Source organism: Lentzea sp. NPDC004789 (genome assembly GCF_053601075.1).
The window spans coordinates 40,576-53,173 of sequence record NZ_JBSGBE010000025.1 but is presented as its reverse complement, the minus strand read 5'-3'; the positions used below and the strand labels follow the sequence as shown (position 1 = coordinate 53,173).

At 68.5% G+C, this 12,598-nt stretch carries 10 protein-coding genes; 2 read left to right on the top strand and 8 right to left on the bottom strand.

From position 1 onward, the window contains the following. Positions 1 to 6 precede the first annotated feature (6 nt). Positions 7 to 960, top strand: coding sequence for an ABC transporter substrate-binding protein (locus ACWEIJ_RS39300; RefSeq protein ID WP_449842363.1), 954 nt, complete (start codon positions 7 to 9; stop codon positions 958 to 960). 117 nt (positions 961 to 1,077) lie between these two features. Here ACWEIJ_RS39300 and ACWEIJ_RS39295 read toward each other — a convergent pair whose 3' ends face one another. From ACWEIJ_RS39295 to ACWEIJ_RS39260, 8 genes are all read right to left on the bottom strand, one after another. Beyond that, complete coding sequence (locus ACWEIJ_RS39295; RefSeq protein ID WP_449842362.1) at positions 1,078 to 1,254, bottom strand: hypothetical protein; 177 nt, start codon at positions 1,252 to 1,254, stop codon at positions 1,078 to 1,080. A gap of 77 nt (positions 1,255 to 1,331) precedes the next feature. Continuing rightward, entirely contained in the window at positions 1,332 to 2,795 is a 1,464-nt protein-coding gene (locus tag ACWEIJ_RS39290; RefSeq protein WP_449842361.1) for a hypothetical protein, read from the bottom strand. 15 nt (positions 2,796 to 2,810) lie between these two features. Then, entirely contained in the window at positions 2,811 to 4,295 is a 1,485-nt protein-coding gene (locus ACWEIJ_RS39285) for a PKD domain-containing protein (RefSeq protein WP_449842360.1), read from the bottom strand. Between the two features lie 110 nt (positions 4,296 to 4,405). Further along, on the bottom strand, positions 4,406 to 7,315 hold the full coding sequence (locus ACWEIJ_RS39280; RefSeq protein WP_449842359.1) for an alpha-mannosidase: 2,910 nt from the start codon (positions 7,313 to 7,315) through the stop codon (positions 4,406 to 4,408). Positions 7,316 to 7,319: 4 nt separating this feature from the next. Then, complete coding sequence (locus tag ACWEIJ_RS39275) at positions 7,320 to 8,438, bottom strand: glycoside hydrolase 5 family protein (RefSeq protein ID WP_449842358.1); 1,119 nt, start codon at positions 8,436 to 8,438, stop codon at positions 7,320 to 7,322. A 6-nt stretch (positions 8,439 to 8,444) separates the two neighbouring features. Further along, a complete protein-coding gene (locus tag ACWEIJ_RS39270) occupies positions 8,445 to 9,266 on the bottom strand; it encodes a carbohydrate ABC transporter permease (RefSeq protein WP_449842357.1) in 822 nt (273 codons plus the stop codon). Further along, positions 9,263 to 10,132, bottom strand: a complete 870-nt coding sequence (locus ACWEIJ_RS39265; RefSeq protein WP_449842356.1) for a carbohydrate ABC transporter permease — start codon at positions 10,130 to 10,132, stop codon at positions 9,263 to 9,265. The genes ACWEIJ_RS39270 and ACWEIJ_RS39265 overlap by 4 nt, the downstream gene beginning before the upstream one ends. 10 nt (positions 10,133 to 10,142) lie before the next feature. After that, entirely contained in the window at positions 10,143 to 11,408 is a 1,266-nt protein-coding gene (locus ACWEIJ_RS39260; RefSeq protein WP_449842355.1) for an ABC transporter substrate-binding protein, read from the bottom strand. Between the two features lie 113 nt (positions 11,409 to 11,521). Between ACWEIJ_RS39260 and ACWEIJ_RS39255 the strand changes: the two genes are divergently transcribed. After that, positions 11,522 to 12,511 (top strand): LacI family DNA-binding transcriptional regulator, encoded by a 990-nt coding sequence (locus ACWEIJ_RS39255; protein ID WP_449842354.1) that lies wholly within the window; start codon positions 11,522 to 11,524, stop codon positions 12,509 to 12,511. Positions 12,512 to 12,598 lie beyond the last annotated feature (87 nt).

Here is a 12,598-nt window from a genome sequence, read left to right as displayed (position 1 = left end):
GTGGAAGTGGCAAGGCACAGCGTGCTGGGAGCAGTGCTCGTGGGAGCGCTTGCGCTGGCCGGTTGCAGTGGCGCCAAGGTCGGCGACTCTTCAGCGGGCGCGGCCGGCGACTGCGGCACGTTCAACCTCGCGGTCAACCCGTGGGTCGGTTACGAGGCGAACGCGGCAGTGCTCGCGTACGTGGCCGAGAAGGAGCTCAAGTGCAAGGTCACCAAGAAGGAGCTCAAGGAAGAGGTGGCCTGGCAGGGCTTCGGCACCGGTGAGGTCGACGCCGTGGTCGAGAACTGGGGCCACGACGACCTGCGCAAGAAGTACATCGACGAGCAGAAGACCGCGGTCAGCGCGGGCTCGACGGGTGTGAAGGGGCAGATCGGCTGGTACGTGCCGCCGTGGCTCGCCAAGGAGCACCCCGACATCCTGGACTGGAACAACCTCAACAAGTACGCGGACCAGTTCAAGACGTCCGAGTCCGGTGACAAGGGCCAGCTGCTCGACGGCGACCCGTCGTTCGTGACCAACGACGAGGCTCTGGTGAAGAACCTGAACCTCAACTACAAGGTCGTCTACGGCGGCAGCGAGACCGCGTTGATCCAGGCCTTCCGCCAGGCGGAGAAGGACAAGAAGTGGGTCATCGGCTACTTCTACTCGCCGCAGTGGCTGCTCAACGAGGTCAAGCTGGAGAAGGTGAAGCTGCCCGAGTACAAGGCGGGCTGTGACGCCGACGCCGAGAAGGTCGCCTGCGACTACCCGGACTACGACCTCGACAAGATCGTGTCCAAGAAGTTCGCCGACGCGAACGGCCCGGCGTTCAACCTGGTCAAGAACTTCAAGTGGACCAACCAGGACCAGAACACCGTGGCGAAGTACATCGCCGAGGACAAGATGAAGCCCGAGGACGCGGCCAAGAAGTGGGTCGAGGCCAACGCCGACAAGGTCAAGGCGTGGACGGCCAAGGCCTGAGCCGGCCGGTAAGGCCCAACAAGGCTCGGTAAGGGCTTGTAAGGGTCTCGTAAGGGCTGAACGGTCGTAGGGGTGGTTCCTGGACGAGAGGAACCACCCCTACGACTACCCCCGGCATCATGCAGCCTGTTGTCCGCTGGGGACCTCAGGCTCGTGCCGATGCGTCATGCGGTGCCACCACGACCGCGGCTTGCCGCCGTTGCGGTAGAACTCCTGGACGCGGCGGGCGTCCTCCCGCAGGGCGGCCTGCCGGTAGTCCATCTCCGCCTTGATCGCCTCGGGCGTCCACTCCATCTGACTCACTCCTCAGTTCGTTCTCCGACGAGGATGAGAGTGCTGCTGAGGGGTGACCCCTGGCATCGGAAGATCACCTAAGGCTGGCTCGCGAGACCCCTTACCCCGGCGCCCGGACGCACCGTCGTGACGGCGACCAGCTCGTTGTCCTTCGGGTTGTCGTCACCGTCGTACCGGTACCTCAGGTTCGCGACGACCTTGAACGTCACCTTGCCCCGGGCCGCCTCGGCGGCGGTGAACGTGTGGGCGAACGGGAACTCGACCTTGCCGGTCGGCGAGGCCGCGACGTGCTGGGTGAGCGTGCCGAACTCCTCGTAGTAGCCGCTGTCGGACTGCACCTGCAGCGTCACGGTGACGTCCTCGTCGTAGCGGGTGTTGCCCACCGAGACCTTGAGCCGCTTGGTCTCGCCCGCTCGCGCGGTGGTGGGGACGGAGAAGCCGGACAGCGTCACGTCGTGCGTCTGGACCTTCAGCACCCGCTCGGACGAGCCGGAGCGACCGTCCTTCGTGGACCCGGACACCTTGATCCGGTAGTCGCCGTCCGCGGCGTACCGGTGGTGGATCGCGTCCCTGCCGGTGATCGGCGCGGAGGTGCCGTCACCGAACTGGATCTCGCCGCTGACGAGGTCCTTGCCGAGCTGGTCGCCCGCGTACGGGGAGAAGGCGATGTCGTCGAACACCGACGGCTCCGCGGGGTAGTTCGACGACGACGGGGTGATCGCGGGCGCGTTCACGAGGCTCAGCTTGTAGAAGCCGGCGGTCTCGGGCTCCCCGGCGACGCGCATCAGGTAGGACTCTCCCGCGGTCGCGGTGAACACCGAACCGCTGGACGAACCGGTGACCGCGCAGTCCACTTCGGACAGATCGCTCGCGCGGAAGACGCTCAGCGCCGAGTAGTGGTAGTCCAGCCGCTTCAGGTAGACCGAACGCGTGCGGTCGGGCGTGTAGCGGTACCAGACCGACCGGTCCGCGCCGGGCGCGCAGCTCGACCGCGGCTCGTCGGGCTCGGAGGAGGCCCGCCGCAGGTCGCCCTCCAGCGTTGCCGGGAACCCGGTGGTCGTCGCGGCGGCCCTGTCGTCGTTGGGTTCGGCGGGCACGGTCATCACGTCGATCGTGAAGTCCTTGCCGTAGCCGGCGTAGTACTCCGCGAGCGCGAAGTAGTAGGTCTCGCCGGCCTTGACGTGGAAGGTGGCGTTGTTGCCCTGCGTGGACGCGCAGGTGCCCGGCACCATCGCGAGTGAGCCGCGTGCACCCGTGTACACGGCCAGGAAGGGCTGGCCGGTGACGGTCGTGCGCAGGATGGCGTCCTCGGGTGCGGTGTACTTCAGCCACACGGAATCCGTGCCGTAGTAGTAGCACGCGGTCGGGTCGTCGGGCGCCTTCGTGGCACCCGCGGTCGTGAGCGTTCCGCGGTACGGCAGCGACGTGATCGTGGTGGCGTTGTCGAAGTCGTCGTTCGCGGGTGGTTCGGCGGCGTGGGCCAGGCCTGGCGCGAAGGCCGTCACCACGGCCGTCAGCAGGGCCGCGATCATGATTCTCATCGTTGTTCCCCCGGTTCAGTTCGCGACGGCGCTGGTGACGGCGGCGGGGCGCACGGTCGTGGCGAGCGAGATGACCTCGTTGTCCGCCGGGCGCGCGTCCTGCCTCGGGTAGTCGAGCGAGACCACCGCCCGGAAGGACACCTTGCCGACCACCGCGTCCTGCGGGGTGAAGGTGTAGGAGAACGGGACCTGCACCTTGCGCGTGGGGTGTGCGGGCACTTCGAGCGCGGAGGTGCCGACCTGGGTCCACGACGTACCTTCGCTGCGGTACAGCGTCACGGTGGCCTTCTCCAGGTACCGCGTGTTCGCGACCTGGACGGTGATGGGCTTGCTCTGGCCCGCTCGCGCCGAGGTCGGCACGGAGAACTTGGTGATGCCGACGTCGTGGGTCTCGACGCCGACCGATCCGGTCCTGGTGGCGGTGCGGCCGTCGGCGCTGGTAGCGCGCATGGTGACCTGGTAGGTGCCGTCCGCCTTGTACAGGTGCCGCACGGCGTCCTTCGTCGCGGGGGCGGTCGTGCCGTCGCCGAAGTCCCACGACGCGGTGATCTCGCCGTCGATGCTGCCGTACGAGCCCGCCTGGAACACGGCCTCGCCGAACACGGTCGGCCGGTTCGGGGTGACGATCATGTACGGGGTGAACGCCGGTGCCTCGGTGAGGCTGAAGGACACCTGCTGGTAGTTGCGCGGCGTGGCGGTGAAGCGGAGGTAGTAGGTCGTACCTGGGGCCGTCCGGAACACCGCGGGCGGCCAGGTGCTGTCCCGGACGCAGGCGACCTGCCTGAGGGTCGTGATGTCGTTGCCGGTGTACACCGTGACCGCGGCGCTGTCACCGGTCGCGTTGGCCACCAACGACATCGCGTCCCCGGTGGGCGTGTAGGAGTACCAGACGGACGGCGTCTGCTCGTCGTACACGCACGTCGAATCGGGCTCGTCGGCCTCGAAGGACGCGACGGAGACGTCCGGTGTCGCCGTGAACGGCAGGGCGGCGACGGGCTGCGCGGCCGCGAAGTCGTCGTTGGCCGCGGGCGCGACCTCGTCGAGCGAGAACTTCAGCGCGCCGCCGGGCGAGTCGTAGCCGCTGATCATGAAGTAGTAGGTGGTGCCGGCCGTGACGCGGAAGGTCATCGGGTACCGCGTGCCGGTGCTGCAGGCGCCGTCCACGCCGCGCAGCTCACCGCGCAGGCCGGTGTGGGCGGCGAGGATCATGTCCCGGTCGCTGCCGGCCGACGTGGCGCGCAGGATGGCGTTCCTGGTGGCGGTGTAGCGGTACCAGACGGTGCCCCGCACGTCGTAGGACTGGCACCAGTACGGGTCGTCGGCGGCCTTGGTCGCCTCGGTGGTGTTCTGCTCGGCGGTGAACGGCAGTGCGGTGATCGCCGTCGCCGCGTCGAAGTCGTCGTTGGCCGGTGGTGCCGCGTGCGCGATGCCGGGCGCGAACACCCCCAGCAGAAGTGCGGCGGCCAGCGCGACCAGGCCGCGCGATCTCAGGGCAGGCATGCGAAACGTCCCCCTCTTCCGTCCTCGCCTCCCACTGCGAGGACACCTGCCCCCTAACGCACCGGGGCGGGTGCCGGTTGCCCACCCCGCCCCGATTTGCTCCGATCGGCCTACCGCGTGAACCGCAGGGTGATCACCTGGAACGGGCGCAGCACGAGTTCCGCCGACGCGTCGGCCAGGGGCCGTTCCAGCAGGTCCGTCTCCTGAATCCCCGCGTAGGAGAAGGAAGTGCTCAGGGACGTCCGGGCACGGCCGCCGTGGGCCTCGTAGAGCCGGACGACGACGTCACCTGACCGGTCGTCGGCCAGTTTCACGGCCTCGACCCGCACCGCCGGGTTGCCGGTGCGCACCAGCGGTTGTGGTGCGCGGGAGCCGCGGACGGTCTGAGGTGGCAGGTTGACGCGGTACCCGGCGTCGATGGCCTCGGGGATGCCCGCGCCGACCACGAGGGCGTAGCGGAAGCGGTGCTCGCCCTGGTCGGTCTCGGGGTCGGGGAACCTCGGCGCCCGCAGCAACGACAGCCGCACGGTCGTGGTGGTGCCGCCGTCCTCGCGGGTCGTACGGGTGACCTCGTGGCCGTAGGTGGAGTCGTTGACCACCGCGACGCCGTAGCCGGGTTCGCCGACGTGCAGGAAGCGGTGAGCGCAGATCTCGAACTTCGCGGCCTCCCACGAGGTGTTGGTGTGCACCGGGCGGTGCAGGTGACCGAACTGGGTCTCGGCGGTGGAGACCTCGGCGCGCAGGTCGAGCGGGAAGGCGATCTTGAGCAGCTTCTCGCGTTCCTGCCAGTCGACCTCGGTGTCGAAGTCGACCTGTCGGGCGCCCCGCCGCAGCCGGATGGTCTGGGTGAGCACCGAGTCGCCGAACTTCGCCCGCACGACGACACCGTCGTGGGCGTCGACGCGCTCGGACGGCATCAGGTCGGCCTTCCAGTTGCGGTAGAAGGGGTCGATGTCCCAGGCGTCCCACTGGTTCGGGTTGTCGCGGTGCAGCTGCGGCAGGCCGGCGAACCCGTGCGGCGGCAGGACCTCGCGGTCGTTCTCCAGGTCCAGCACGGACAGCACGATGCCGTCCTCGTCGACGGTGACGCGCAGCAGGCCGTTGTCGAGCACGCCGTTCTCCGGCGCCACGAACGGCTGCGGCGCGTCGCCACCGAGGACGTCGAACGTCAGCTCGTCCTCTCCATCGCCCTTGATCGCGTCGATGGCCTTCGCCGTGATGGCCTTCAGCTCGGTGGCGACCTTCGCGTAGGTGGCCTCGGCCTCGCGGTGCACCCAGGCGATCGAGCTGCCCGGCAGGATGTCGTGGAACTGGTGCAGCAGCACGGTCTTCCACAACCGGTCGAGCGCGTCGTAGGGGTACTCGTGCCCTTCCAGCGCCGCCGCGGTCGCCCAGTGCTCGGCCTCGCGCAGCAGGTGTTCGCTGCGGCGGTTGCCCTGCTTGGTCCTGGCCTGGGTGGTGTAGGTGGCGCGGTGCTTCTCCAGGTACAGCTCACCCGCCCACACCGGCGCGTCCGGGTACTCGTCCTGCGCGGCCTGGAAGAAGTCGCGCGGCGGCTCGACCTCGACCGTCGGCGAGCCTTCGAGGTTCGCGACGCGGTGCGCGGTCTCCATCATCTCGCGGGTGGGGCCGCCACCGCCGTCGCCGTAGCCGAACGGGACGAGCGACCGGGAGGCCTTGGCGTGCTCGGCGAACTGGCGGGACGCCCGTGCCAGCTCCTCGCCGCTCAGCGACGAGTTGTAGGTGTCGACCGGCGGGAAGTGCGTGAAGATCCGGGTGCCGTCGATGCCCTCCCACCAGAACGTGTGGTGCGGGAAGCGGTTGATCTGGTTCCACGACAGCTTCTGGGTGAGGAACCACCTGGAGCCGCTCAGCTTGATCAGCTGAGGGAGCGCGGCGCTGTAGCCGAACGAGTCCGGCAGCCAGACCTCCTCGGTCTCCACGCCGAAGTTGTCCAGGAAGAAGCGCTTGCCGTGCACCAGCTGGCGGGCCATCGCCTCGCCGCCGGGCATGTTCGTGTCCGACTCGACCCACATGCCGCCGACCGGCACGAACTGTCCACTCCGGACCTTCGCGCGGATGCGGTCCCACACGTGCGGGTGGTGGTCCTTCATCCACGCGTACTGCTGCGCCTGCGAGCACGCGAAGTAGAAGTCCGGGTACTCGTCCATCAGCCTGGTGACGTTGGAGAACGTGCGCGCGCACTTGCGGACGGTTTCGCGCAGCGGCCACAGCCAGGCGGAGTCGATGTGCGCGTGGCCGATCGCGGAGATCCGGTGCGCGGAGGCCGTGGCCGGCAACGAGAGCACTCCGGCGAGCTCTTCGCGGGCCAGGTCGGCGGTGGCGGCGACGTCGTTGAGGTCGAGCGCGTCCATCGCCCGGTCGAGCGCGTGCAGGATCTTGTGCCGGCGCGGGTCGTGGTCCGGCAGCTCCTTCATCAGGCCCTGGAGCACCTCGATGTCGAGCATCAGGTGCCAGACCTGTGGCTGGAACACCGCGAGCTCGGCCTTGCGGATCCGGTACAGCGGCTCGGTGCCCGCCGTTTCCTTGTCGCCCAGCGGGGTCGGAAGGAACGGGTGGAAGTCGAGGATCGTCGGGTTGCCCGCGGCTTCCAGGTAGTAGTGGACCTTTTCGCCGTCGACGGGCAGGTAGGTGTTGCGCGGTTCGACGCCCTTGATCGGCTCGCCCTGCGCGTTGTAGGCGAGGCCCTCGGACTGGAAGCCGGGACCGGGGTGGGTGAAGCCGAGGTCGAGCACGACCTCGACCTGCCTGCCCTGCCACGCCGGCGGAACTTCGCCGGTGAGCCGGAACCAGCTGGTGCTCCACGGCGCCCCCCAGGCGTCGCCGACGCTCGCCGGTTCGTAGGTGGCCCGCAGGGCCTCGGCGACCGGGACGGGCTCGTCCGGCACGTGCCACACGGCCAGGTCCAGCGGCGCGGTCTCGCCGTAGATCGCCGGGCGGATGCGTTCCTTCAGCGTGCGGTTGAGTCGCTCTTCCAGCAGCGCGCGTTCGTCGTGCACGTCTTCACCCCAGCTCGATCGAGGCCCGCACGCCGTCGCGTGCGAGGGTCATCCACTCTTCGAAGAAAGCTCCGCCAGGTCCCCACGAGGGCCGGTCGCCGTGCAGCTTGATCGGCGTGCGCTCGGCCGGTGCGGGTGTCGCCTCGCGCACGATCCTGGCGATCGCCTCCCCGAGCGGCTTGACCTCGCGTTCCGTCGTCAACAGGCCCAACTCGTACTCGCGTTCGGGGAAGTCCACCAGCGCACGGTCGACGTCGTGCGAGCACCACCACGTGACGCCCCACAGGTTCGAGCAGGTCAGCACGTTCGCAAGCGTTTGCTCGGCGAACCGCGGTGCCTGCTCGGCGCTGATCTCCGGCTGGGCGGCGCCGACCTCCTGCAGCCACACCGGCCGGTCCGGGTCCTCCGCGTGCGCCTTGGCCAGTTCGACCAGGTACTCGGCGTGGTGGACGCTCTCGGGGGAGAGCGGCCCGTAGCGCTGTGCCGTGCCGTTGAAGACCCACGAGTGCACGGTCGTCATCGCGCCTTTGGTGGCGGCGTGCTCGGGCAGGAACGCGTGCTCGCTCTCGTACCAGACGGCGTCGTACTCGGAGTGCACGTGCGGGTGGTTCGGTGCGGCCTCGGCGCACTCGGCGAGGAGCGCGTCGATCCACTCACCGGCCTGCTGGGGTGTGCAGGGGTTCGACTCGGTCAGCAGGTTGACCTCGTTGCCCAGCGTGAAGCCGAGGAAGTTCGGCTTGTCCCGCAGTGCTTCGGCGAGCGTGCGGACGTAGAACCTCTGCCCGCTGATCACGCCGGGGTCGGTGAAGATGTTGCGGCGGTGCCAGGTCTGCACCCACGACGGGTAGAAGTCGAAGCTCGACAGGTGCCCCTGCAGGACGTCGACCTGCACGTCCAGGCCGCTCTCGCCGGCCGCGTCGAGCAGCTGGGCGAGCTGCTCGACCGCTTTCGGGCGGACGAGGCCGCGGTTGGGCTGGAACACCGGCCACAGCGGGAAGACCCGCACGTGGTCGAGGCCCAGCGCGGCGATGGACTCGAAGTCGGCTTTGACGTCGTCGATGGAGAAGTCGAGCCAGTGGTGGAACCAGCCGGTCGACGGGGTGTAGTTCACGCCGAAACGCACTTGTCTCTATCCCTTGATCGCGCCTTCTCCGACTCCGCGGAAGAAGTGCTTCTGCAGCAACAGGAACAGCAGGATCAGCGGGAGGACGGCGATGATCGTGCCCGCCGCCACCAGCCGCTGGTTCTGCACGAACGTGCCCTGGAGGTAGGCCAGACCGATGGTGAGCGTGTACTTCTGCTGGTCGCTCAGCACCACGAGCGGCCAGAGGAAGTCGTCCCAGCTGAACATGAACGAGAACAGCGCCACCACGACCAGCGTGCCCTTCACCGACGGCAGCGCGAGGCGGGTGAACCGCTGCCACGCGTTGGCGCCGTCGATGATCGCGGCCTCCTCGACTTCGGCGGGCAGTGCGAGGAAGGCGTTGCGCAGCAGCAGGACGTTGAGCGCGGCGATCGAGCCGGGCAGCACGACGCCGGTGAGCGTGTTGGTGAGGCCGAGCCCGCGCATCACCAGGAACAGCGAGATGAGAATGGCCTCGAACGGCACCAGGATGCTGCTCGCGAAGATCACCGCGGCCAGTTTCCGGCCCCGGAACTTCAGCCGTGCCAGGGCGTAGCCGGCCATGGCCGCGCCCAGGCAGTTCGTGACGACGTTGACGCTCGCCACGCCGAGGGAGTTGAGCGCGAACGTCCAGACCGGCACGACGTCGGCCACGGCCGCGTAGTTGCTGAACGTGGGGTCGTCCGGGATGAAGTCGGGGACGAAGACGTCCTCGTCCGGTCCCTTGATGCTGGTGGCGAACTGCCACAGGAACGGGCCGATGCTGATCGCGAGGATGCTGAGCAGCCCGAGGTAGCGGAGGGCGAAATGTAACCGGGCGGGCTTCACAGCTGGTCCTCCCGGCGGTTGAGCTTGAGGGTGATCAGCAGCAGGCCCAGCAGGATCACGAACAGCACGAGGCTCAGCGCCGAGGCGTAGCCGACCTCGCCGGTGAGGCCGCGGCCGACCGACTGGATGAGCATCACCATCGTGGTGCTCGCCCCGCCAGGTCCGCCGGTGCCGCCCGACAGCAGGTAGATCTCGGAGAACACGCGGAACCCGTTGACCGCGCTCAGTGCCGCGATCAGCACCATCGTCGGCCGGAGCGCGGGCACGGTGACGGACCAGAAGCGGCGCACCGGTCCCGCGCCGTCGACCATCGCGGCCTCGTGCAGGTCCTTCGGCACGTTCGCGAGCGCGGCCAGGTAGATCACCATGTAGTAGCCGAGGCCGCGCCAGACCGTCACGAGCATCGAGCTGAAGAGTAGCAGCGTGGAGTCGGTGAGGAACGGGATTCTGGTGCCGCCCAACGCTTCCACGACGCTGTTCACCAGGCCGCGGCTGTCCAGCAGCCACGTCCAGATGAGGCCGACCACGACCGCGGACGCGATCACGGGAGTGAAGAACGCCGTGCGGAAGATCCCGATGCCCGGCACGACCTTCTGCGCCAGCATCGCGATCAGCAGCGGCAACAGCACGAGTGGCGGCACGACGCACACCATGTAGAGCAGGCTGTTGCGCGCGGCCACCCAGAACTTCGGGTCCCCGGCCATGCGCACGAAGTTGTCCGCACCGGTGAACCGGCCGCCGCCGAGCGCGCTCGCGTCGGTGAACGAGAGCACGATCATGTTCAGGAACGGGAAGATCGTGAACATCAGGCAGACGGCCAGCCCCGGCAACAGGAACAGCCACGGCGTGTAGGGCCTGTGCGTCATTTTCCGGGCGTCACTTGAGCAGCCGGTTGCACTCGGCGACGGCGTCGTCCAGCGCCTGCTTCGGCGACTTCTTGCCGAGCATGGCGTCGGCCAGCTGCTGCAGCAGCGCTTCGCGCATCTGGTCGCTGAACTGCACCGGCGTGTAGTTCACCGCGGTCTTGAGCTGCTTGGCCGCCGCGACGCGCACGCGTGCCTCGTCGCTGCCGTCCTCGGTGGTGAAGTACGGGTCGTCGCCGCCCTTGGAGGTGCTGGGGAAGATCGAGGCGAGCTTGGCGAACTTCACCTGGTTCTCGGCGTTGGTGACGAACCGGCCGAACGCCAGCGCCGTCGCCTGGTTCCTGCTGCTCTTCGGCACGCTCACGCCGTGCAGGAACATGTTGGCGCTGCCCGTGTTCGTGATGGGCTTGGTGATGCCGATGTTCGCGTAGAGGCTCGGCGCGTCGGTCTTGAACTTGCCGAGGTCGTAGGCGCTGCCGGGGTTGAGCGCGGTCTGCTGCGCCATGAACTTCGCGCCGGCGCCGGTGTAGTTCTGCGTGAGCGCCTCGGGGATGAGCGCGCCCGCGTCGTACATCCGCTTGTAGCTCTCGACGAACTCGACGCCCTTGGGCTCGTTGAAGGTGAACTTGTCGTTGTCGAACACCTTCACGCCGTAGAGCCCGAAGTCGGCGATGCTCGGGGTCTGGCCGAGCATCGCGATCTTCTTCTCGGCGAGCTTGAGGGCTTGTTCTTCGAGCTCCTTGAAGTTCGTCGGCGGCTTGTCCGGGTCCAGGCCCGCCTGGCTGAACAGCGCCTTGTTGTAGAAGATCGGCCCGGTGTTGAGGTACCAGGGGAAGCCGTAGCAGCCGCCCTTGCCGGGGATCTCGAACGCCTGCCAGGCGTTGCCGAGGTACTCGGGCTCGGCCTCCTTGAGCGCCTGGTCGAGGTCGACGAGCTGACCGGCCTTGGCGAGCGGGAAGCTGAGGTCCGGCGGCACGTTGATGACGTCGGGCAGACTGCCCGCGCTCGCGTCGGCCATGACCTTGGCCAGGTACCCGTCCGCGGGCTGGTCGACCCACTTCACCGAGGTGCCCTGGTGCTGCTTCTGGAACGCGTCGATGACACCGTTGACGTAGTCGGTGTACTTGGGCTTGAGCGACCACGTCTGGAACGTGATCTCACCGGTGACCTGCCCGCTCGCGGACGAGTTGCTCGCGGTGTTGCCGGACAGTCCGCAGCCCGCCGCTGACCCTGCGACAGGCAGGGCCGCCAGGCCCGCGAGGAACGTGCGCCTCTTCATTGACACCCACCTCCTTGGTCGCGGACCCTAGCTAAACCGGTTTATCTCCGGCTAGCCTCCGGACGTCTTGTTGTCCTGTTCCGGACAGGGCGTGGGTGCGGAAAGGGCGTTGCGTGAAGAGGCCGACCATCAAGGACATCGCGGCCGCGGCCGGGGTGTCGAAGGGGGCGGTGTCGCTCGCCCTGAACGGTCGGTCCGGGGTCTCCGAGACCACCAGGGCCCGCGTGCTGGAGGTGGCCTCAACCCTCGGCTACCGGCCGTCGGTCACCGCCCGCGCGCTGTCGTCCGCCTCGGCCGACGCGGTGGGTCTGGTGCTGGTGCGGCCGCCGCGGGCGCTGGGGGACGAGGCGTTCTTCTTCCAGCTGATCGCCGGGATGCAGTCCGAGATGTCGTCCGCGTTGCTGCTGCAGGTGGTGGGGTCGCGGGCGGAGGAGATCGAGCTCTACCGGCGGTGGTGGGCCGAGCACCGCGTCGACGGCGTGTTCCTCGTGGATCTGCTGGTGTCGGATCCGCGGGTCGAGCTGATGTCCTCGCTCGGACTGCCGGCGGTCGTCGTCGGCGGGGCCGGCCATCACGGGGCGTTGGCCTCGGTGTGGGCCGACGACTACGCGGCCATGACCTCCGTGGTGGAGTACCTGAAGTCGTTGGGGCACCGGCGGATCGCCCGGGTGGCCGGGTTGTCGTCGTTGTTGCACACCGTGCGCCGCGATGCCGCGTTTTCCGCGTCCGTTGTGGACGGTGTGATCGTGGCGGGGGACTACACGGCCGAGTCCGGGGCTGCTGCCACTCGGGAGTTGCTGGGCTCGGACGTGGTGCCGACCGCGATCGTTTACGACAACGACGTGATGGCGGTGGCCGGGGCTGAGGTGGCTGCCTCGTTGGGGGTTTCGGTGCCTTCGGAGTTGTCGATCGTGGCTTGGGACGACTCGGTGCTGTGTCAGCACGGGCGGTTGACCGCGTTGTCCCGGGACACCTTTGCGTTCGGGGCTCGGGCGGCTCGGGCTTTGCTGGCGGTGTTGGAGGGGGCTGCGCCGGTGGATGTCGAGGACGTGTTGCCCGAGTTGGTGGTTCGGGGGAGTACTGGGGGTGCGCCGGTTGCGTAGGTGGGCGCGTGGCGTGGGGCGGTCCCGTCACGAGTCGTGCCTGATCGTGACGGGACCACCCCACCGGGTTCGTGTGGAAAGACGGCT

Excerpts from the sequence above, each read along its gene's own strand:
- ACWEIJ_RS39290 (WP_449842361.1), bottom strand. The coding sequence starts at position 2,795 with ATGAGAATCATGATCGCGGCCCTGCTGACGGCCGTGGTGACGGCCTTC.
- ACWEIJ_RS39295 (WP_449842362.1), bottom strand. The coding sequence starts at position 1,254 with ATGGAGTGGACGCCCGAGGCGATCAAGGCGGAGATGGACTACCGGCAG.
- ACWEIJ_RS39265 (WP_449842356.1), bottom strand. The coding sequence starts at position 10,132 with ATGACGCACAGGCCCTACACGCCGTGGCTGTTCCTGTTGCCGGGGCTG.
- ACWEIJ_RS39260 (WP_449842355.1), bottom strand. The coding sequence starts at position 11,408 with ATGAAGAGGCGCACGTTCCTCGCGGGCCTGGCGGCCCTGCCTGTCGCA.
- ACWEIJ_RS39285 (WP_449842360.1), bottom strand. The coding sequence starts at position 4,295 with ATGCCTGCCCTGAGATCGCGCGGCCTGGTCGCGCTGGCCGCCGCACTT.